The organism is Streptomyces sp. NPDC002206, assembly GCF_053593595.1.
On the sequence record NZ_JBSFCW010000023.1, the window covers coordinates 90,583 to 110,535 of the forward strand.

Annotated in this window: 19 protein-coding genes and 2 pseudogenes; 12 read left to right on the forward strand and 9 right to left on the reverse strand. The window is 69.2% G+C overall.

Going from position 1 to position 19,953, the window contains the following annotated elements; translation table 11 throughout:
- Nucleotides 1–1,311: an ATP-binding protein gene (locus tag ACWCP8_RS30285; protein ID WP_451119321.1), complete on the forward strand. Its 1,311-nt coding sequence runs from the start codon at nucleotides 1–3 to the stop codon at nucleotides 1,309–1,311.
- A 27-nt stretch (nucleotides 1,312–1,338) separates the two neighbouring features.
- Here ACWCP8_RS30285 and ACWCP8_RS30290 read toward each other — a convergent pair whose 3' ends face one another.
- From ACWCP8_RS30290 to ACWCP8_RS30310, 5 genes are all read right to left on the reverse strand, one after another.
- A complete protein-coding gene (locus ACWCP8_RS30290) occupies nucleotides 1,339–3,975 on the reverse strand; it encodes an FtsX-like permease family protein (protein WP_451119322.1) in 2,637 nt (878 codons plus the stop codon).
- On the reverse strand, nucleotides 3,972–4,778 hold the full coding sequence (locus ACWCP8_RS30295; RefSeq protein ID WP_451119324.1) for an ABC transporter ATP-binding protein: 807 nt from the start codon (nucleotides 4,776–4,778) through the stop codon (nucleotides 3,972–3,974). The genes ACWCP8_RS30290 and ACWCP8_RS30295 overlap by 4 nt, the downstream gene beginning before the upstream one ends.
- Nucleotides 4,775–5,437: an ABC transporter ATP-binding protein gene (locus ACWCP8_RS30300; RefSeq protein ID WP_352269772.1), complete on the reverse strand. Its 663-nt coding sequence runs from the start codon at nucleotides 5,435–5,437 to the stop codon at nucleotides 4,775–4,777. Before ACWCP8_RS30300 ends, ACWCP8_RS30295 begins: the two co-directional genes overlap by 4 nt.
- Nucleotides 5,434–6,039: a hypothetical protein gene (locus ACWCP8_RS30305; protein WP_352269773.1), complete on the reverse strand. Its 606-nt coding sequence runs from the start codon at nucleotides 6,037–6,039 to the stop codon at nucleotides 5,434–5,436. Before ACWCP8_RS30305 ends, ACWCP8_RS30300 begins: the two co-directional genes overlap by 4 nt.
- 511 nt (nucleotides 6,040–6,550) lie before the next feature.
- Nucleotides 6,551–7,024 carry a Rieske (2Fe-2S) protein gene (locus ACWCP8_RS30310; protein WP_352269774.1) on the reverse strand — a complete coding sequence of 158 codons (474 nt, stop codon included), beginning with the start codon at nucleotides 7,022–7,024 and terminating at the stop codon, nucleotides 6,551–6,553.
- Between the two features lie 175 nt (nucleotides 7,025–7,199).
- On the opposite strand from ACWCP8_RS30310, the gene ACWCP8_RS30315 reads away from it, so the two are divergent.
- From ACWCP8_RS30315 to ACWCP8_RS30340, 6 genes and pseudogenes are all read left to right on the forward strand, one after another.
- Entirely contained in the window at nucleotides 7,200–7,322 is a 123-nt protein-coding gene (locus tag ACWCP8_RS30315; protein ID WP_352269776.1) for a hypothetical protein, read from the forward strand.
- Between the two features lie 31 nt (nucleotides 7,323–7,353).
- The gene (locus tag ACWCP8_RS30320) at nucleotides 7,354–7,881 is read left to right on the forward strand and encodes an orotate phosphoribosyltransferase (protein ID WP_451119327.1); all 528 of its coding nucleotides are present in this window, start codon (nucleotides 7,354–7,356) and stop codon (nucleotides 7,879–7,881) included.
- A 132-nt stretch (nucleotides 7,882–8,013) separates the two neighbouring features.
- Nucleotides 8,014–8,880 (forward strand): annotated as a pseudogene (locus ACWCP8_RS30325) (transposase); the annotation flags it as partial.
- A 130-nt stretch (nucleotides 8,881–9,010) separates the two neighbouring features.
- Nucleotides 9,011–9,202: a hypothetical protein gene (locus tag ACWCP8_RS30330; RefSeq protein ID WP_451119329.1), complete on the forward strand. Its 192-nt coding sequence runs from the start codon at nucleotides 9,011–9,013 to the stop codon at nucleotides 9,200–9,202.
- Between the two features lie 402 nt (nucleotides 9,203–9,604).
- Nucleotides 9,605–10,126 carry a helicase associated domain-containing protein gene (locus tag ACWCP8_RS30335; protein ID WP_451119331.1) on the forward strand — a complete coding sequence of 174 codons (522 nt, stop codon included), beginning with the start codon at nucleotides 9,605–9,607 and terminating at the stop codon, nucleotides 10,124–10,126.
- A 22-nt stretch (nucleotides 10,127–10,148) separates the two neighbouring features.
- On the forward strand, nucleotides 10,149–11,429 hold the full coding sequence (locus ACWCP8_RS30340; RefSeq protein WP_451119333.1) for an ATP-binding protein: 1,281 nt from the start codon (nucleotides 10,149–10,151) through the stop codon (nucleotides 11,427–11,429).
- Nucleotides 11,430–11,481: 52 nt separating this feature from the next.
- Here ACWCP8_RS30340 and ACWCP8_RS30345 read toward each other — a convergent pair whose 3' ends face one another.
- The 4 genes from ACWCP8_RS30345 to ACWCP8_RS30360 all read right to left on the reverse strand — a co-directional run bounded on the left by ACWCP8_RS30345 (nucleotide 11,482) and on the right by ACWCP8_RS30360 (nucleotide 14,654).
- A complete protein-coding gene (locus tag ACWCP8_RS30345) occupies nucleotides 11,482–11,733 on the reverse strand; it encodes a transposase (protein WP_451119335.1) in 252 nt (83 codons plus the stop codon).
- 539 nt (nucleotides 11,734–12,272) lie between these two features.
- Complete coding sequence (locus ACWCP8_RS30350; RefSeq protein ID WP_451119337.1) at nucleotides 12,273–12,551, reverse strand: transposase; 279 nt, start codon at nucleotides 12,549–12,551, stop codon at nucleotides 12,273–12,275.
- A 159-nt stretch (nucleotides 12,552–12,710) separates the two neighbouring features.
- The gene (locus ACWCP8_RS30355) at nucleotides 12,711–13,319 is read right to left on the reverse strand and encodes a TetR/AcrR family transcriptional regulator (RefSeq protein WP_352269786.1); all 609 of its coding nucleotides are present in this window, start codon (nucleotides 13,317–13,319) and stop codon (nucleotides 12,711–12,713) included.
- 309 nt (nucleotides 13,320–13,628) lie between these two features.
- Nucleotides 13,629–14,654 (reverse strand): FAD-dependent monooxygenase, encoded by a 1,026-nt coding sequence (locus ACWCP8_RS30360; protein ID WP_451119339.1) that lies wholly within the window; start codon nucleotides 14,652–14,654, stop codon nucleotides 13,629–13,631.
- Between the two features lie 19 nt (nucleotides 14,655–14,673).
- Between ACWCP8_RS30360 and ACWCP8_RS30365 the strand changes: the two genes are divergently transcribed.
- The 5 genes and pseudogenes from ACWCP8_RS30365 to ACWCP8_RS30385 all read left to right on the forward strand — a co-directional run.
- Complete coding sequence (locus ACWCP8_RS30365) at nucleotides 14,674–14,868, forward strand: IclR family transcriptional regulator domain-containing protein (RefSeq protein ID WP_352269789.1); 195 nt, start codon at nucleotides 14,674–14,676, stop codon at nucleotides 14,866–14,868.
- A gap of 373 nt (nucleotides 14,869–15,241) precedes the next feature.
- Complete coding sequence (locus ACWCP8_RS30370; protein WP_451119342.1) at nucleotides 15,242–16,876, forward strand: MFS transporter; 1,635 nt, start codon at nucleotides 15,242–15,244, stop codon at nucleotides 16,874–16,876.
- 109 nt (nucleotides 16,877–16,985) lie between these two features.
- Entirely contained in the window at nucleotides 16,986–17,465 is a 480-nt protein-coding gene (locus ACWCP8_RS30375; protein WP_451119343.1) for a hypothetical protein, read from the forward strand.
- A 24-nt stretch (nucleotides 17,466–17,489) separates the two neighbouring features.
- Nucleotides 17,490–18,809, forward strand: coding sequence for a hypothetical protein (locus tag ACWCP8_RS30380; RefSeq protein ID WP_451119345.1), 1,320 nt, complete (start codon nucleotides 17,490–17,492; stop codon nucleotides 18,807–18,809).
- Nucleotides 18,778–19,680: pseudogene (locus tag ACWCP8_RS30385) on the forward strand (IS701 family transposase); the annotation flags it as partial. The gene ACWCP8_RS30380 and the pseudogene ACWCP8_RS30385, both read left to right, overlap by 32 nt.
- Nucleotides 19,681–19,953: the final 273 nt, after the last annotated feature.

Here is a 19,953-nt window from a genome sequence, read left to right on the forward strand (position 1 = left end):
GTGCGTCGGAGCATCCTGAAGGCGACTGTGCTCGCCGTCGCCTGCGCGGTGCTGCTGTTCGCTCTGCCGCTCGGTGTCGCCGCCCTGCGGCTCTACCAGCAGGACGAGGAGCAGGAGTTGCAGCAGCTGGCCGCGCAGGTCGCGCTCAGCCTGCCGAGCCGGCTCACCGGTACGGATCGTGACCCCGTCGAGCTGCCCCGGAGCGAAAGCGGCACCCACATCGCCGTGTACGGGCCAGATGCACGCCGCGTGCTCGGGGCCGGTCCGCCGAGCGGCGATGCCCCCGTGCAGAAGGCTGCAACGGGCCGTGCCGACACCCGGCGGATCGGCGGCAGCCTGGTTGCGGCTGTGCCGGCGGGCGGCTCCGAGCAGGTTCGGGCGGTCGTCCGGGTCAGCTCCCCGTCCGCCCAGCCGCTCCGAAGGGCCGCGCTGACCTGGGCCGGGATGCTGGCACTCGGCGCGGCCGCGGTGGGGGTGAGTGCGCTCCTCGCCGTCCGCTCCAGCAGGCGGCTGGCCCGCCCGCTGGAGGAACTGGCGCATGTTGCTGCGGAGATGGAGGGCGGCGACCTGACGGCCAGGGCAAACCCGTCAGGCCTCGCCGAACCTGACGCCGTCGGCCACGCCCTGGCTCGCGCTGCCACTCGGATCGGTGAACTCCTGCGGCGGGAAAGGGCCTTCAGCGCGGATGCCTCGCACCAACTGCGCACCGCGCTGACCGGCGTACGACTGGAACTGGAGCTGTCCCTCGGGGCCGGACCTCAGGCGGACCGGCGGGCGGCCGCCCACTCGGCGCTGCGTCAGCTCGACCGGATGGAAATCACCCTCGATGACTTGCTGACCCTCGCCAGGGATGTACCCGAAGGCGCACCGCTCGACATTGCGGCGCTGCTCGACCGGGCCGAGGAGAGCTGGCACGGTCCACTCGCCGCCCGGGGACGGCGGCTGGAGATCGAGGTAGCCGAATCGCTGCCCGAGGCGCTCGGTTCGCAGCGGGCCGCCCGGCAGATCCTCGACGTGCTGCTCTCCAACGCGGCGACGCACGGCGGGGGAACGGTGACCGTACGGGTGAAGGAGACCGCCGGGGTGGTCGCCGTCGAGGTCGAGGACGAGGGAGAGGGACTGCCGGAGCGCGGGGCGGAACCCGGGGGCGATGTGTTCGCCCGTCGGGACGGGGACGATGCGGGGCGGCACGGGATCGGCCTCGCCCTGGCTCGTTCACTGGCCGAGGCCGAGGGCGGCAGACTCTTCGTCTCCCGGCCCCGGCCCCGTCCCCGCTTCACCTGGCTGCTGGCGGCCCCGCCGTCGCTCTGATCCGAACCGGCCTGGGCCCCATCCCGGTCACAGTTCCCGCAGCTCCGTCAGCGGAGGCCGCTTCGCGTGCCGTGCCGCCGCCCAGGCCGCCGCGGCCAGGGCGGCCACTGTGACACCGGCGAGTGAGGCGAGGTAGGCCCACGGCACGGCCACATGGTCCGGGGGCGGGTCGAAGACCCCGGAGAGAACCTTCACCAGCATCTGCGACAGCGCCCACCCGAGCACAGCACCGCAGGCGCCACCCGCCACCGCGACCAATGCCGCCTCGCTCCACACGAACCCGGCCAGTCTGCGCCCCCGGGCACCCAGCACGGAGGCCAGGGCAAGGGTGCGACGGCGCTCGGCCAGGCCGAGCGCGAGGACGAGACCGCCCGCCGCCGCGCCGATTACCAGGGCGAAGCCCAGCTCGACCCGGGTGAGGCCGGCGAGATCGACTGCGGTCAGGCTGGAGCCGACCACCGTCTGCGACGAGGGCAGGTCTGTGACGTGGGCGCTCGGGCCCAGCACTCGCTTCGCCTTCGCGGCGGCCTGGCGCTGGCCGGTGCCCCCGGTGTCAACCAGCAGCGTTCCGGCGGCATCGCTGCCCGTCATACGCGCGATGTACGAGGCGTTCGCGACCAGGAAGCTGTCCTTCGGAGCGGTCGGGAACTCCTTGACGACGCCCTCGAAGCGGAACGGAACCGTACGCAACTGCCCCGTCCGGGCATCGGTCAGCCGTAGCCGCACCTGGTCTCCCGGGTGCAGCACGAAGTCGTGCGCGGTCTCGGCGCTGACCAACAGCCCGTCCGGGCGCGCACTGAGGCGGTCCATCAGCGACCGGGCCGTACCACCGGAGAAGTAGCCGTTCTGGAGCCGGCCCGCCCCCACGATGCTCGTGGGCCGCACCCCGTAGAGGTCCTGCAGATCCGCGCCCACATAGGCGAACCGGTGCTGAAGCGGCTCCACATGCCGCACCCCCGGCACGGCCGCCAGCTTCGCCGTGTCCGACGCCGTGAGCACCGGCCGGGTCACGGTGACATCGGCCCCGTTGGTCAGCACGGCATCAACCTTGGCCTGTTGCTGGTAGGTGGAGTTGAAGACCCCGGTCGACACAGCGAACGCACAGGCCAACGCCAGCAGCACCACGGAGCGGACCACGGTGCCGCGCTGCCGTGACAGGGCCGCGGTGACCGTGCCGGACAGGGAGCCCGCCACCGGTCGGAATAGCCATGCGAGCACCGGCCGGCCCCGGCGCAGAGTCAGGTCCACCAGCAGCCACGCCAGCACGGTGCCCCCGGCCCACAGCAGTGCGGGACCAGCAAACGCCCAGTAGTCGACCGAAAGGGTCGGCGTGCCCTCCGGCGCCAGGACCAGGGCGTAGTTTGTTCCGCTTGTCGCACGGAACACCGCGAGCGAACCGGCGAGCAGCGAGCCGCCCAGCACCCACCACGCGGCGCGCGGAACGGACCTGCGGGCGACGGCGGTACGGCCCGAGGCAACCGTGGCGCGGCGGGCATCGAACCGGGCAGGCAGCAGCACCGTCGCCGCCGCGACGAGAAACCCGACGCCCGAGGCGGCCAGCGCCCAGGCCGCGGGAATGCCGCCGCCATGGAACGCAAGCCGGTCCACCAGCACGGCCAGTGCCAGACCACCGGCCGCACCCAGTACGGCGACGACACCGGCCTCCACGCCCGCCAGACCCACCAGCCGGCCGACAGTCGCCCCGCGGGTCCGAAGCAGCGCCTGTTCCTTGCGGCGGCGGCCTGCCCCCGACTGAGCGACCGCCCAGGCCAGGGACGCGGCCAGGACCGCGCCGGGTACCCCGAGGAAGAGGAAGAGCAACTGGGCGTAGAGGGCGTCGGACCGGGCCGCGTCCAGGACCGAGCCGAGGTTGTCGCCGACCAGACCAGTGCCGGCGAGCCGGACTTCAGCGTTGTGGGCGCTGCCGGTCGCGGTCGTGTACGCCGCAGCCGGGTCGGCGGGCAGGGCGTGGCTACGCAGGGTATGGATCTGCGTCTTCACAAGGTCCGGCCGGGCGGAGGCGAGCGGACCGAAGGCAGTGTGCCAGCTCCGCGCGGGCATCAGCACGACGTTGTCCGGCGGTGCGGACGGCTGCGACTGGGACGGGGCACCGACCTTCTGGAACAGCGAGTCCGCCAGCGGCAGGTCAACGACACCGGACACCCGTACCGCTACCGACGGCAGCCCGCCCGCCCGCTGTATGCGGATCGTGTCCCCGGGGGCCGCGTGCAGATTGGCGGCCGTCTGCTGGGCGAGGAGCACGCCCTGCGCCCGGCCGGCCAGCAGCCGTACCTCGCCGGGGAACGCGGAGGCGTAACCGGTGGGAAGACCGAGGACCATGCCCGTCCCGGTGTTCTGCGTCGTACCACCGGTGTGCGCGGTCAGCCCGTCGGCCTGTGCATAGTCGACCGGCAGAGCAGCCCTGGTGCCGGGCAGGTCCCGGATGGCGGCCAAGACGTTCTGCGGCTGTGCGCCTGTGGCCACCTGCACCTGCCAGTCCACGGCCACAGAACGCACCGACTGCGAGGTCATGGTGGTGCGGGTGGTGGACAGGAAGCCGCCGAGCACAGCGAGCAGGGCGACGGCCACCATCACGCCGAGCGCGGTTCCCGTCAGACGTCCGCTGCGGGTTCTTAGCAGACCGGAGAGCCAGATTTTGATCATCGCAACTCACGTTCACGGGAAGGTTGTTCAGGTGATATGAGCCGACCGTCGGCCATGTACCAACGCTCTTCGAGAGCGCCGGCGATCCGGGCGTCATGGGTGGCGACGAGAACGGCAGCGCCCAGCGATTCGGCGGCGTCGAGCAGTGCGTTCAGGACCTGGCGGGCGGTCTCCCGGTCAAGCCGGCCGGTCGGCTCGTCAGCGAGGATCAGCCGGGGGCCGCGAGCCAGCATCCGTGCGACGGCGACACGTTGGGCCTGGCCCGCTGACATCTCGTCGGGGAGTTTCATGGCGAGCGGGCCGAGACCCAGTCCGTACAGGGCCTCAAATGCCCGCTCGGTGGCCTCGGTCCCGCCGACGCCGTCGATGAGCAGGGGCAGGGCGACGTTCTCCACCGCGGTGAGCGGGGGCAGAAGGCTCGGGCCCTGGAAGACGACGCCGATCTCGCGGGCGGGCAGAATGTCCGAGTCTTTCCCGGACTGACGCTTCCCGGCGCCGCCGGCCCGAGTATCGCCGTTCCAGGTGGCGTTGGTCCGGTTGCCGAGGGCAAGTCCGGGGTGGATGACGCGGCCCGCGGTGGGCCGGTCAAGGGCGGCCATCAGGTGGATCAGGGTGGACTTGCCGGAGCCCGAGGGGCCGACCACGGCGATCCTCGCACCGGCGTGAACCGCGCAGTTCGCCCCGTGCACGGCCACCACGGCACTGGGACCCGTCCCGTAGGTACGGGCCGCATCCAGGCACTGCACCAGCGGTACACCGGCCTCGGCTGACACTCCGGCCGGTGCGCTGTGGGTGCCGGTCACCGCACCCACCTCCCGTCACGCAGTCTCAGCACCCGGTCGGCGACGGCGGCCACCGCCCGGGAGTGGGTGACCAGCACCATCGCGGTCCCGGCCCGCGCCCGTTCCCGCAGCAGAGCCAGGATGCGGCGCTCAGTCTCCCCGTCGATCTCGCCGGTCGGCTCGTCCGCCAGCAGAACCGCGGGGCGGTTGGCCAGAGCCACGGCCAGCCCGGCCCGGGCAGCTTCACCGCCGGACAGCTGCCTTGGCAGCGCGCCCGCCCGTGAGGTGATCCCGACGTCCCGCAACAGGTCGTGCGCGGTGGGCCGGTCTGGCGTCGCCGAGAACCGCTGCACGAGCCGGATGTTGTCGTCGACCGTAAGGTGGTCCAGCAGATTGCCGGACTGGAACAGTACGCCGATGTGCCGGGCCCGCAGTCGGCTGCGCAGCTGTTCACTGCGGTGAGACATGCGCTCGTCGGCTATGCGGACGGTACCTCCATCGGGTTCGTCGAGCCCGGCCAGACAGCTCAACAAGGTCGTCTTGCCGGAACCGGAAGGACCAGTCACGGCGACAATCTCGCCGCGCTCCACGGACAGTCCCACTCCTTGGAGCGCGAAGGTCTCCTCCTCGCCCGTGCGGAAAAACCGGTACAGCGAGTCGGCGGTGAGCGGCGTAGTCATGGCGTCCACCGGAAGGAGTCCGTCACGATGCGCCACGGATCCACGTTGTCGGCGCCGACGGCGCCGGACAGAGTGATCACGACCTGGGTGCCGTTCTTCCAGAAGGCATACCGCTCCACGTCCTGGCGCACGCTCTTGCCAGTCACGGGGTCGGTGGCCGAATCCGCCTGATACAGGGCGAGCACGGCCTTGCCACCGTTGCGCTGCACGGTGCTGACCTTGCCCGCCGTGACGTTCTTGGCTCTTTGCTGGATAGCCGGGAGGTCGACCGAGCGTACGGAGGCGACGGTGGGCGCGGTGTTGACCGACCCCCGGTCGATCCGGACGCTGTTGAACTTGTCACTGAACACGGTGGCCTTGCCAGCCTGCTGGCGGGACCAGCCCTCGGGAATTTTCACCATGTATCCGCCGCCGGACGGTGACCAGGCCACGAACACCTGGTCGTCGGGGATGTCGCCGGCCGGATTCACCTCTTTGGGGGGCGCGGCGGTGGTCGAAGACCCGGAGGACGACGAGCCGGAGGATCCGGGTGAGGAAGAGCAGGCCACTGCCCCGGTGACGACCACGAGGCCAGACACCAGGGCTGACAACGTACGACGCATGGAGAACACCTCTGCGCTCGCGAAGGAGCCGACCGGAATGCCGCCTCGTCCACGACGCTATGAACCCGGCGGCCAGCGCCAAGGGCCTGGCGAGTTAGCGGGTGGTTAACACGCACAACCTTTTGGCGGTCGGGCCTGCGGCGACACTCAAAAAGCCGCTGATCCACCGGGTTGAGCGCGATACGCACCACCCTCAGCGCCGAAGCGGGCAACGGCGTGGACCCGAAACGGGCACACGCGCGGACACCTCAGCATTGACAGCCGTACCCGGCAGCCGTCTCTCCAAGACGACAGCGTGGTGCTCGACTAGAGCGTGTTGCAGGAGGAAGATCGATCCAGCAGCCTTCGCCGGCTGCGCGTGATTCATCTGGCCGGAGCTTCTCGACCGATGGCTCTACTGAGACAGACCACTGCACGGACCTCTGCGGGCGTCACTCATCGTGATATCGGGCAGCATCAACGAAGCAGTACGCGATACGGAGACATGCGAGCTCGTCAGTCCCAAGACCCGTCATCCGAGCCGAATGGTGCCACCGGTGACGGTGATCCGTTCGACAGCCAGCGGCTGCGGCGCGGGGCCGGCCACGACCGCCGCGTCCGCGATGCTGTACCGACTGCCGTGGCAGGGGCAGTTGATGGTGCCATCGCTGACCGCGACGACGATGCACCCCTTATGTGTGCAGACGGCGGAGAAACCCTTGAACTCGCCCTCCTTGGGCTGGGTCACCACGACCTCCTGCTCCTCGAAGACCTTGCCGCCGCCGACCGGAATGTCTGAAGCCTTGCCGAGAACCTCGCCTCCCGGCACGGAACCATCGGCGCTCGCCGCACCTGCCCTGGTGCTCGGCTTCGCGGCCCGGGAGGTCTCCGGTGCCGCGGCCGTACTCCTGTCCCCGTCCCCGTCCCCGGACGAGCCGCAAGCGGTCACCAGCCCCACGGCGCCCGCCGCGCCTGCCGTGAGGACCGTCCTTCGCCGTGCATGCATGACTTGCTCCCTGCCTGGTGGCCACAACACCGGGAACTGTCCGCTCCCGGCACGGGCATCGTCACCCCGCGGACCCCGAGCTCCTAGCAACCTGGCGGCAGGCTCGCCCGAGTGCCACAAGCCCGGTTCCGCACGGCGATTGAGACTGGCGAGCGCACATGGTGAGGTGTCGCGCATGGCTCAGCTGCCGCTGCTCGGTATCGCCATGAGCGACGAGGTCAGGCTCACCGATGTTGACCTGTCGATAACCTGTCCGGGCGATCTTGTAATGCCCCAGTGCAGGGAGACGGTGTCCTGACTGGGCGGGGAGCCTGGGAGAATGGTTGCCTGTGACGGATTCCGATGTTGCTCTCCGTATCCATACAGCCTCTCACCTGACCGGCCAGTTCACACTCCGGTCTGGACGCACGGCCACGGAGTACTTCGATAAGTACCGGTTCGAGGCAGATCCGGTTCTGCTGGACGAGATTGCCCGGCAAATGGCCCTGCTGGTGCCGTCCGGCACGGAGGTGCTGGCCGGCCTGGAGATGGGCGGCATCCCCGTGGTGACTGCGCTCGGTCGGCACACGGGGCTGCCCTGCGCGTTCGTGCGCAAGCGGGCCAAACCGTATGGCACTTGCCGTCTCGCCGAGGTCGAGGGCCGCCGGGTGTCGATCGTCGAAGACGTGGTCACCAGCGGCGGTCAGATCGTGCTGTCGACCGCGGACCTGCGGGGCCTGGGCGCCCAGGTGGGCGAAGCTCTGTGCGTGATCGACCGGGAGCAAGGAGGCGCCGATGCTCTCGCAGTCCAGAACATCGAGCTTCTGTCGCTACTGACGGCCGAGGATCTACGGGCCGCTGCGGCGGCCGATCGGTAGGCCATGTCCGCTTGCCACCCTGGCGCAGCGGCCGAAGCACCGCCGGGCGGGAGATCTCGACGACGCGCTCGCCCACGACCTCGCCGCCTCCCTCGGTAGACGTCCTCGCTGGCCCGCGGCGCGCCGACGGTGTTCCGGCTGGTGCGGCGGATCAAAGCCGCGGGCGCCGCCAAACGCACCCGGTTCCGTGATCGCAGCCGATCGGCAGGACGCCGTCTGAAGGAGATCTCACGCACACTACGGCGCCGGACCGGCCAGGCCATGGGCGAGATTGACCGGCTCACCGGCGAGATCGCCGCGGTGGCCCGGGCCACCGTGAGGGAAGTGGCCGCGGTGGAGCGCAATGCCCGCCGGGCACTGCGCGAGCGGCCTTCGGGACGCCTCGCGCGAGTGGTGGCCGAGTTGGCTGAGACCGTGGCGGGCACCCGCCGACTGCTGGAGGAGACCGCGCAGCGGCTGGCAGGCATCCGCTCGATCCCGGACCGGATGGTCTCCCTGGCTGACCCCGATGCCCGGCCGATCCGCAAGGGCAAGCCTCAGCGTCCGACCCAGTTCGGCTACACCGCGCTGGTGGCCGAGGACGAACGCGGCTTCGTCGTCGATCACCTGCTCCACTGCGGGATCCCTGCCGACGCGCCGCAGTTGGTGCCCGCAGTCGAGCGGGTGACCACGCTGACCGGCCACACGCCTGGCACAGTCGTCGCCGACCGGGGCTTCGGCACCGCGGCCAACGACGTGGCCCTGGCCGAACTCGGCGTGAAGCACATCGGCCTGCAGCGCGCGGGGAAACCGGGCAAGGCTCGCCGCGAATACGAACGCACCCGGTCCTTCCGGCGCATGCGCAACTGGAGAGTCGGCATCGATGCCCGCATCAGCCACCTCAAGCGCAACTTCGGTTTCCGCCGCACCCGTCTCCGTCGCCTGACCGGTGCCCAGACCTGGGCCGGGCTCGGGGTCTTCGCCTACAACCTCCAGCGGATGGCCGTCCTCAGCCGGTGAAGTACGGTCCAATGCCCACGGACGCCGTGTCACCGCACCTCAGCGACGGCCCCGCCACCAGCCCGAACCCTTTTTCAGGGGCAAGTAGCTACTCGGCCTTGGGGGAACTTCAGTGGAAGCCCTGCACCACGTGCGCGACGTGACCTACGGCGAAGGCGCCTCCCGGATCCGCACCGGCACCGCACCCCGCCTCATGGCCACGCTACGCAACCTTGCCATTGGTCTGATGCGCCAGGCCGGCTGGAACAACATCGCCGCCGCAGCCGACCACTACCGGTCACGCCCGGATCACGCCACCGCACTCCTCAAGATCACTCACTGAGAACGCATCAGCCCTGCCCGGGTGGGGGCGTTGATATCCGGGCGGTGGCGCTTTTGGACCCGAAGGGGTCGGCCGTGGATATCGTGCAGGCTATTGGCCGGGCGCTGCGTCAGAAACCCGGGCAGGGCAAGGTTGCGACGCTGATTGTGCCCGTGTTTCTGGCGCGGAGTGAGCGGCCGGAAGACATGTTCACTTCCCCTTCGTATCGCCCCTTGGTGAAGGTTCTTGGGGGCTGCGGGCGCATGATGAGCGTGCGGTGGAAATGCTCGCTATTCCGCAAGAGAACCAGAAGCAAGTCGTTGATCCGTCGCAGTACATCGGTCCGGAGCCGGAGGATGGTGAGGAGGAGTCTCGGCTGCTGCTCCGGTTCGCGGCCCCCAGGGATCCGATGATGGTCGCGAAGTGGGTCAAGTTCCAGATCCTCGACACCGAACGCCAGGACTGGGCCCGCAGCTACGACACCGCCCGACGGTACTTCGAGCGGGAGGGCGCTGGACGTCCCCTACGAACACCAGGAAGGGCGCCTACCCACTGGGCCGGTGGCTGTCCGACCAGAAAAGGGCGTACCGGGCCGGGACCATGTCCAGCACCCGGGCGGATGAGCTGGAAGAGCTCGGCATGGTGTGGGACACCGCTGACGCGCAGTTCACCGAGAACCTCGCCGCCGCCCGCGCGTACATCCAGCGGCCTTCCGCCGGCTTTCTGACACGCGAGCTCGTCCCGCTCCTCCAGCACGCGCGGCCGGGAGCCGGGCGAGGGCAAGGAAGCGGGCCACGGGCCCGATGCAGCCCGGGGAGAGTCGCATCTGACGGCCCTGCCGTCATCGGCAGATCGTTCGACGTGCGCCTGCGTGACGATGGCGCGGAGAATGAAGCAAGGATCCGGTGCCGGGAGGACCGCCATGCCCCGGGACAGCGGCGGTGACCTCCTCAGGAAGGTGGGGACGATGCCGACGTGGCGATTGCGGGATTTCCACGACGACGATCTGGACCGCGCCATCCAGATCTGGGACCAGAATCAGCAGGCGGACGAGGCACCTGCCGTTTTCCCCGTATCGGAGGTCGTGACCGCGGCCAGGGCAGGCGGGCCGGCCGTCGTGGCGGTGGTCGGTGACGAGCTGGTGGGCATCGCCGTGGCGCAGGCTCACGGCGGACGGGGCTGGATCACCCTGGTGGCCCTGGGCGTGGGGTGGCGTAACCGCGGGATCGGAAGCGCCTTGATCGCCGAGATCGAGCGGCGCCTGCGGTCACAGGGGGTCCGCCGGATCGGTGCGCTCCTCACACCGGGGGCGACCGGATCCGTTGCTTTGGAGCACTCCGGCTACCGGTCCCGCGGCGGGCTCGTCTTCTACGAGAAGGTCGAGCACCTCGGCGCGAGCGACGCCGGGCTCCTTGCGGAACTCGGGGGAAGGATGGTGCCTGCGGGCCTGTGGGACAGCCTCGCGGGAATGGAGCGGGTGAAGGAGACCATCGAGCGGCGGATCGTGCTGCCGCTGGCCCGGCCCACGCTCGCCGAGCAGTACGGAGTGATGCCGCCGAAAGCGGTCATCCTCTTCGGGCCGCCGGGCACTGGCAAGACCAGTTTCGCCAAAGGGGTCGCCTCCCGGCTGGAGTGGCCCTTCGTGGAACTCTTCCCCTCCCGGCTCGCATCATCGGGGGAGGGAGGACTAGCGACCTCGCTGCGCGAGGCGTTCACCGATTTGGCCGAGCTGGAGACGGTGATCCTCTTCATCGACGAGGTCGAGGAGATCGCCTCCGTCCGGTCCGGCACGGCCGTCGACCCCGCTCACGGAGTCACCAACGAACTCCTCAAGCTGATACCCGGCTTCCGCGACCACGATGACCGGCTCCTGATCTGCGCCACGAACTCCGTCCGCTCCCTCGACCCCGCGTTCCTACGGCCGGGCCGCTTCGACTACGTCATCCCCGTCGGCCCTCCGGATCCGGTGGCCCGGACGGCGGTCTGGCAGCGCTATGTCGGCCCCGCCGCGGCCGATGTCGACCTGCAACGCCTGGCGGAAGCCAGCGAGATGTTCACACCGGCCGACATCGAGTTCGCGGCACGCAAGGGAGCGCAGACCGCCTTCGAACGCGAAGTCACCCACGGGAAAGGCACACCGCCCAGCACAGAGGACTACCTCCAGGCTATTGCGCAGACCCGCCCGACACTGACCGACCAAGCGCTGAAGGACTTCGCCGAGGACACCGAGCAGTACGTGCGCATGTGACTGTGGACGATCGCGATATTCGGCTCTGTCGCTGATCTTGTGATCGGGTGGGTCAGGCCGTGAGGAGTACGCGTTTGCGGAGGAGGTCGAGGTTCGCGCGGCCGTAGCCCTGGCGGTTGAGGAGCTTCACTCTCGTCACCTGACCCTCGACCTGGCCGGAACTCCAGGGTGTGGACAGGCCGGCGGTGACGGCGTCCTGGTCGCGGCGCAGGCCGGACACGAGCGAGTGCAGGGAGGACAGGTCGTCGCTGAGGACTCGGTCCATCCACGGGGGGAGCTGGTCCCCACGCAGGTCGCGCATCATGGCGGCGAAGTCGCGGACGTGGTGACGGCGTCCAGTTCCGGGCAGGCGGTGCGGATCTCCTTGAGGTCGGTGGCGTCCTTCGGTTGGAGGTGTCCAGGGTCGGTCATGATCCAGCGGACGATGCGGCGTGGCCTCGGAGCTGGACGGGGCGCTGGCGGTGGGATGGTGGAGGACTTGAACGGGCGAAGGTATCGCTGGATGGTCTGGATGCTGCCCTGGTAGCCCAAGGTTCGGTTCTCTTGCAGCAGCTGGGAGCTGGAGCGGCAGCCTTCGTTCCACCGCTGGTGGAGGTGGGGCCTGAACTCGTCCAGGATGGTGTGGCCGATGCCGCGTCGTCGCAGGTAGGCGCGGAATCCGCGGGCCCCCTTGTCGGCCGGCGGCGGCGTGCTGGTGTGCGCGGACGACAGTGGAGTCGATCTGGACCAGCCAATCGACGTCACCGGCCGCATCGGCCTGGGCCTGGACTTGCTGGAGGGCGTGGGTGAAGACGCCCTCCAGGGCGGATCGGCGGAAGCGGGTGTAGACCGTTTTCCACGGCCTTAGCGTTCGGGCAGGTCACGCCAGGTGATGCCGGTGCGGATCTTGTAGACCATTCCGTTGATGACCTGAAGGTCGTCAACCCGAGGTCTTCCGGTCACGGCCCGGGGTACGAGGGGAGCCAGTAACTCCCGTTCCTGGTCCGTGAGTTCATGCCGACGTAGCATCACACCATGATCCACCACTCGAATGATCTTTGAAAAGGAAGTCGCAGAGCTCTTCGTCGCGGTGCTCGAGATGGCTGAGTCGCTGGGCGCAGCGACGCCGATCACGACGCGCATGGCCTGGCTCCTTCAAAGCCGGGAGCGATAAGTTCGATCGCGCGGACGATCTCATTGGTGTCCCGAGAATCGTGGCGCATCGACCGCGCGTCGATGTTCCCGAACCGCTTGAACAGCGCGGCCCCGCCCTCCCTCGCACGCCCAGTCCCGCGGGCGTGGTCAGGTCAGTAGCTGTACCCAACTGGCGCCGAGCTCATCGAGCATCTGGTCACGCGTCAGCTTCCAGTCGGCACGATCCCAGTTCTGGGCGACGAAATCGAGCTGAGCCATCGCAAGAACGCCCCGAAAGTGGCGTTGATGGGGCTCGAGGCGCCCAGCCGTCGTCAGTCCGTCCTCGATGTCGCTGATGGCCTCCTCCAACCATCGCTCGACCAGGTCGGTGAGTTCTGGATCGACCACCGCGGCGTCGCGGCCGGCCCGGATGATGGGCCGGATGGCCGGCCAGCTGTCGGCGGTTCGCCGAAGCCACGCCATGATCGCCTCCGGCGTCCCGTCGACGACGGTGGCGACGAGGTCCTGCGCCGTCGAGCCGTGCTCAGGGGAGCCGACACGCTGCAACGTCTCGTTGAGCTGCTCGTCGATGAGTGCCTTCATCAGTTCACTGCGGGAAGAAAAGTAGGCGTAGAAGGTCACTCGCGTGGTGCCCGCCGCAGTCGCGATGTCGTCGACCGTGGTGGCGGCGTACCCCTTCGTCTTGAACAGCTCGAGTCCTGACTCCAGCAGCAGACGGCGCGTCATCTGCTTCTGCGCCTCACGAAGGTTCGCCATGACTGGATCCTAACGCGCCACTGTACGTCGAGCGCACATACCGGCTTCACGCAATACGCGTTGCACTCAACCCTGACGCACTGTAAGCCGACATGTCACCGTTCGCGCGATTCCCGGTGCCGTGGATCGCCGGCGCTGTTGGCGCTGCCCCCACACCGCGTCGTCGACCGCGGCCGGGTCGAGGTCCGAAGCCTTGGCCAGTACGCCCCTCAGCGCGGTGGCGCCCAGATCATCGGGGCGGACGCCGGCCCAGCGCGCCGCTGAGCCGGCCGAACGGTGCCTGTGCCGCCGTGCACGGAAAGGCGTCGGTCACTTGGCGATGCCTCCCACGAACGCGGGGGCGTCCGCGTCCTCGACATCCGTCTGTGCGAGCGCACCCTCGACGCCCATCTCCTCGAGCCGGGCGGAGGACAGCGGGATCGGGGTGAACATCGCGGGTTCCTCGTCCGGGGCCAGCGCGGTGGGACCGTACACCCAGTCGGTGAAGCCGTAGTCGTGGGCGTCCCGCCGGCGCATGATCGCGTTGCGCTGCAGCCGCTTCTCGCCGCCCAGGTGCCACAGGTCGCCCCACGCACGGGCGGTGGACTGCACCCGGCGACAGTGCTCGACGCGGACGGCCTCGTAGGAGGCGAGTAGGGCGTCCCAGTCCGGAACTCCGGGGTTCCCGATGGACTGGCGGGCGACGTGCTGGGCGAAGACCCAGCCGTCCTCGATCGCCATGATCGCGCCCTGCGCCATGTACTGCAGCGGAGGGTGAGCGGCGTCGCCGAGCAGGGCGATCCGGCCGTGCACCCACGTCTCGATCGGGTCCCGGTCGAGCATCTGCCACCAGCGGTCCCGCCACATCAGCGGGATGCCCTTGCGCACGGTGTCGCAGGTGGCCGCGAAGGCCGTGTCCAGCTCGTCCGGCGTGCCCCAGTCGCCCTTCCCTGCCAGCGCCTTCGGCGACTCGAACACGGCGACCTGGTTGAACATCTCGCCGCCGCGCAGGGCGTACTGCACGAAGTGGCAGCGCGGGCCGACGTACACGGTGACGTCCTTCTCCGCGGTGCCGTTGTCGCGCACCTTGTCGATCGGGACGGCCGCGCGATAGGCGACGTAGTCGGAGCTGACGACGTCGTCGCCGACGAGTTTGCGCCGGGCCACCGAGTGCAGGCCGTCGGCGGCGATGATCACCGGCGCCTCCTCGGTCCGCCCGTTCTCCAGGAGGATCCGGGCGCCGCCGTCGGTGTGCTCGTAGTCGATGACCATCTGGTCGGTCAGCAGCTCCACACCGGCCCGTCGGTGGGCACGCAGGAAGAACATCGCGCAGCTGCGGAGCGAGCTGGAGCTCATCGGCCGCAACGGATTCGCCGTGAACCAGGAGCGCTCCGAGCGCGGACTCGTCGCCGTAGGGGTGCCGGTGCGCGACCGGGACGGGACGGCACAGGCGGGATTGTCGGTGTCGATGCCCAGCGTGCGCTACGACCCCCACGGTCTCCGGTCGCTGATCGCCACACTCAGCGTCGCGGCACGCGCGCTGGAGGCGGACCTGGCCGCGGCGCACTGAGTCCTGCCCGCACCGCCGCCCGCAAAGGGTGTCGCCCCGCCGAGGCAGTCCGACCCTTACGCCGAGGAAATTTCACTTAAACGACGAACATTTCATTGACGTGACGTAAAGCGAGATGCCATTCTCCAGGGCACCGCGCCTGTCTTACTGTGCCCTCCCCCCTCCACCTCGAGTACGGCAGCGGCTCGCCACACCTGTCCCTACAGGACAGACCCGCAGCGCTCGACGAGAAGCCCGTCGGCGTACCCGGGTCCAGGGTCCCGGCGAGAACGGTGAGCGACCGCAACGCTCACCCTCTCCTGGCTTCGGCAGTCGGCCGAAGCCAGTCCCGCCCGACGGCGGGGCACTTCACCTTCCCAGCCAGGGAGAAGCAATGACGCTCAACAACGGGACGGCGACGTCCCACGGCCCCACCGCGGGGGCGGCCCGGAAGCCGGGCTACGCGGGGACGCTGGCTGCCACCTGCTGTGCGGTGTTCGTGGCGCAGGTCGCCAACGCACTGCCGGCATCCCTCCTCGGACTCTTCCAGCAGGACCTGAACACCCACGGCTCCCAACTGACCTGGATCACCGCGGCTTTCATGATCGCGGTGGTCTGCTTCGAATTCACCTTCGGCGTGCTCGGCGACCTGTTCGGCCGCAAGAAGCTGATCACCGTGGGAGCTGGCCTCGTTGCCACCGGCAGCACCGTGGCCGCGGTCGCGCCCAACGTGCAGGTCCTCTGGGTCGGTGCCGCGCTCAACGGTCTCGGCGCCGGCGCCCTGTTCCCCGGCTCGCTCACCATGCTCGCGTCGGTCACCCGCAACGCCCGGGAACGGGCCCACGCCGTCGCCCTGTGGAGCGGGTTCCTCTCCGCCGGCGCGGCCGTCTCGCCCTTCCTCGGCGGGGCGTTCGCCAAGGTCGGCTCCTGGCGCGGCTCCTTCTGGGTGCTCGTGGTGCTCGCCGCCGTGAGCGTGGTGCTCACCCTTGCGCTGACCTCGGAGTCCAAATCACCTGAGGGCCGAGAGCTCGACATACCCGGTCAGATCGCCTTCGCCGTCGGTCTGGTCCTGGTGCTGTACGCCGCCGTGGAGGGGCCCGAGTCGGGCTGGACAACCCTTCCCGTCATCCTGTCCTTCCTCCTCGGACTCTGCTTCCTCACCGGTTTCGTGGTGGTCGAGCTGGGTGCCAAGTCCCCGATCTTCGACCTGACCCTGTTCCGGAACCGGGCCTTCACGGTGGCGTCCGTCGTCGCGGTCATCGGCATGCTTGCCTTTCTCGGCGCATGCTTCGCGACGGCCATGTGGCTCGGACCGGTGCAGCACCAGGACCCGCTTCGCGTCGCCGTCCCGTTCCTGCTGCTGCAAGGGCCCGCGTTCGTCCTCATACCGGTCGTCTCCCGGCTGTTGCACCGGGTCGCCCCGACCTGGCTGCTGACCTCGGGCTTCGTCCTGATGGCCGTCGGCTGCCTCCTGTGCACCCGGCTCGATGTCACCGACCCCGACCTGACCGCGCTCGTCGTGCCCGCACTGCTGATCGGCGTCGGCTTCGCCCTGTGCGTGAGTTCAGTGACGGCCGTGGCGCTGGACAGCGTGCCCCCGCGACTGGCGGGCATGGCGAGCGCCACGACCAACATGCTTCGCGATCTGGGCTTCGCGCTCGGCCCGGTCGTCGTCACCGCGGTCGCCCTCAGCAACGCGGGAACGGCGTTCACGTCGAAACTGAACGTCGCGGACCTGCCGGCGGACCAGTTGGGAGCCGCGCGCGCGATCGCCGCGGAGGGGGGACCCATCGCCGTGAACAGCCTGCCGCCCGGCGTTCCGGGATCGGCGGCGCACGACCTCGCCCTCGACGCGCTGGGCAGCGGCTTCAGCACCGCCTTCCTCATCTGTGGCATCGCGGCCGCCCTGGCCGCGGTCCTTACCGCCGTCGGCATGATCGGCGTCCGCCCTCACCGCTCCCCCGCTCAGTCCCCGGCCGAGCCCTCCGCCACCGAGCGGGGCGGCGCGTCGGAAGCCGCGGCGAAGTAACAAGCCCGGCGAAGAGGAGGAGAACACCATCCACCGCTACAGAGCGGCGCCTGCCGGGGGCCGGACGCACCCTCGGCAGGCGCCGCTCTCACGCATGCGCCGGTGCTCAGTGAGCAGCGGCGATCACCACATCCTCCTTGCCGTCCTCCGCCTCCTCAGCTCGGCTCTTGATGCCGACGACGGCGGCCACCGCACCGATCAGGCAGAGGACTCCGGTCACGGTGACGGTGAGGGCCGCTTCGACGTCACGACCGGCGATGCGTCTCCATACGAGGTGCAGTACCGCTTCGACCCGTACGAGGACGACGCTGAGAACTACGGCTGGGCATCGGTACGCACCACCACACCGACCAGGGCCGTAGCGCCCGAAGCCTCCTACGCCGCGACCCCGGCCACCGACGGCAACCACGTGACGCAGACGCGCACCGTGGACCGGGCGGGCAACGTGGGCCCGATCAAGGACTACGGGTTCACCGCCGGGAACCGGGACTACAACCGCGCCCAGAAGATCGACATCAAGCTGCCGCAACCGGACCTGAGCTCCGACGTCGCGGCATACGTCAACGCCCCACAGCATATTGCCGACTAGAAGCAGGGCAGCTCGTCGCGCACCGTGAGCAAGGGCGGTGAGACGGTCACCATCACGCCGAAGGACGAGCGGTCGCTGGAAGGAACCCGTAAGGCCGCGAGGGAACTTGCCGAGCAGAACAAGACGCGGGCCTCGTCCTACCCTGATCCGATCGTCACCGGCTCCTGGTGCCAGCCGTCGCTGTTCGGGGAGGCCCAGAAGTCTCTGATCACCCGTAACGAAGCCTGCGTCTTCTACGACCTGAACTACGCGAAGGAGTACTACCTCAACGGCATCAAGACCGAAGAACACCACGCCAAGTTCGAGATCGCCTTCCAGGTCAAGACCGACCCACACGACGGAACGATCAAGACATGGATCCAGATGAACCCGGTCTACAACGACTTCCCCGGGCATGACAGATCCGTGCTGTTCGGCGACGGCAACCCCATCGCCCACATCGATTCGATGTGCTATAGCAGTGCCTGCGAAGGTGCCTCTGACGGCCGAGACGTGAAGAACTTCGACTTCTACGGCGACCTCAGCTGGAAGGGCGGCGGCGACGGCACGCCTGTCGACTCCCACATGGCCACCGGTACCGCCACGCACGAGTGGGACGGCTCCACCAACGGCGTCGGCCCCGCCGACGCCAGCCTGTCCAGGGAGCTGCCGGTCTGGTTCATCTTCAACCCAGAGAGCGAGTACGAGCCGCTCGAGGGCAAGGACCAAGACACTGACGGTGGCGATGCCCGCTCACCCGGCATCGATGTGCGCTGCGACAAGGTCGATTCCTACGGCGTGCCGGGATGTGTGCTGACGCAGTACGTTCCTGAGTACCAGATGGATGCTGCCCGCTACCCGGCCGCTGCGGCCCACCTGTGGATGGTGCAGAACAAGTCCGGGGTCCAGAGCCTGGGGACCATCGCCAAGCCGCTCCACTACCGCCCCGACGCGGACAACGGCCGTGTGGACTCCACGTGGACGAAGAAGAAGATCCGTAACCGGGCCTGCGGCTACTACGGCGGCAACCGGGCGGACGGGTACGTTCCGACCAAGGGATTCGTGCCTCATTCGAAGACCTTCCTGCACCCGGAGTTCCGTCCGCAGATCCCCGTCCCGACACCGGACAAGGTGAACTGTGACGAGGTGCCGTTCGCCTCGACATACGAGTCTGTCGGCCTGCCCGCTTCCGCGGGCGGGTTGAACCCGGCTGGCACGGCCGGGGGTGGCGAGTGCATCCAGACCGTTGCGGCGAAGGTCGATGACGGCTCGCCGCCGGCAAGGATCCTGCGGCACTGCACGCCTGCGAGCTCCAGGGACTTGCTTGAGCCGAGCTGCGGGGAAAGCCCGCACGGCCGGTTCTGAGGGGGGACCGCCGCAGCAATGCGGCGGTCCTACCCGACTGTTCGCCGCCTATGCCACCGGCCGGGGACACGCCCTGGTCGACCGCGAGCTCTACCTGCCCAGGTCCTGGACCGACCGTGTGGACCGTTGCCGGGCCGCGCACGTTCCTGACCACCGCGTCTTCGCCACCAAGGGAGACCTCGCCCGCGACATGATCCGCCGGGCCCATGACTCCCCGCTCCGCTTCAACTGGGTCACCGCAGACGCCGCCTACGGACAGGACAGCCGCTTCCGCCGCTTCATCGAAGACCTCCACCTCCACTACGTCGTGGCCGTGCCCAAGTCCCAGCAGGTCCACGGACCTCGCATTGAGGACCGCTTCCGCCGCGAGGCACCGCCGCAAGCCTGGCAACGCCTGTCCGCCGGCCCCGGAGCGAAGGGCGAACGCGTCTACGACTGGGCCGGCGCCCTCCTGCCCGTCGTCCAGGAACGCGACGGCGACGAGCCCACCCGGCGACGGTGGATACTCGCCCGCCGCAGCATCTCCAACCCCGACGACATCGCCTACTTCCTGGCCAGCACCCCGCTCGACGCCACTCTCGCGGACCTCGCCCGGATCGCCGGATGCCGCTGGAAGATCGAGGAGTGCTTCCAGAGCGCCAAGAACGAATGCGGCCTCGACGAGTACGAGGTCCGCCGCTACACCAGCTGGTACCGGCACATCACCCTCGCCCTGCTCGCCCACGCCTTCCTCGCGGCCATGGCCGCTCTGGAACGCGAAAAGGGGGCCGGGACGACGACACGCCCGACCTCGTGGACCTCACACCAGCCGAGATCCGCCGTCTCCTGGCAGCTGGCCCCCCACCCCGAGAACACCGCGACCACGCCGTGAACTGGTCACGGTGGAGACGACGCCACCAGGCGCGCGCCCGCCACTGCCACTACATGCGACGCGGCTACCTGTTCGTCGGCACCAGATGGCCAAAGCCCTCGCACGCCTGTGACGCCCCGGCTAAACTCCCCGCCACCAGGCCGCTGACCAGCCCAAATACCGAAGTCCGGCTGGAGTACTAGTACTCCAGCAGTACTTTGTGGCTTGACCTGGGGAAACGTCGAGCGGTGGGAGTGTAGCGGGCAGGTTGCCGTCACGGACGGCTTCTGCCCG

Bases quoted from the DNA above. Each gene is read 5' to 3' on its own strand.
- ACWCP8_RS30370 (WP_451119342.1), top strand. From the start codon at position 15,242: ATGACGCTCAACAACGGGACGGCGACGTCCCACGGCCCCACCGCGGGG.
- ACWCP8_RS30315 (WP_352269776.1), top strand. From the start codon at position 7,200: ATGGCTCAGCTGCCGCTGCTCGGTATCGCCATGAGCGACGAGGTCAGG.
- ACWCP8_RS30345 (WP_451119335.1), bottom strand. From the start codon at position 11,733: ATGATGCGCGACCTGCGTGGGGACCAGCTCCCCCCGTGGATGGACCGA.
- ACWCP8_RS30355 (WP_352269786.1), bottom strand. From the start codon at position 13,319: ATGGCGAACCTTCGTGAGGCGCAGAAGCAGATGACGCGCCGTCTGCTG.
- ACWCP8_RS30300 (WP_352269772.1), bottom strand. From the start codon at position 5,437: ATGACTACGCCGCTCACCGCCGACTCGCTGTACCGGTTTTTCCGCACG.
- ACWCP8_RS30360 (WP_451119339.1), bottom strand. From the start codon at position 14,654: ATGAGCTCCAGCTCGCTCCGCAGCTGCGCGATGTTCTTCCTGCGTGCC.
- ACWCP8_RS30340 (WP_451119333.1), top strand. From the start codon at position 10,149: ATGCCGACGTGGCGATTGCGGGATTTCCACGACGACGATCTGGACCGC.
- ACWCP8_RS30310 (WP_352269774.1), bottom strand. From the start codon at position 7,024: ATGCATGCACGGCGAAGGACGGTCCTCACGGCAGGCGCGGCGGGCGCC.
- ACWCP8_RS30350 (WP_451119337.1), bottom strand. From the start codon at position 12,551: ATGCGCGTCGTGATCGGCGTCGCTGCGCCCAGCGACTCAGCCATCTCG.
- ACWCP8_RS30305 (WP_352269773.1), bottom strand. From the start codon at position 6,039: ATGCGTCGTACGTTGTCAGCCCTGGTGTCTGGCCTCGTGGTCGTCACC.
- ACWCP8_RS30290 (WP_451119322.1), bottom strand. From the start codon at position 3,975: ATGATCAAAATCTGGCTCTCCGGTCTGCTAAGAACCCGCAGCGGACGT.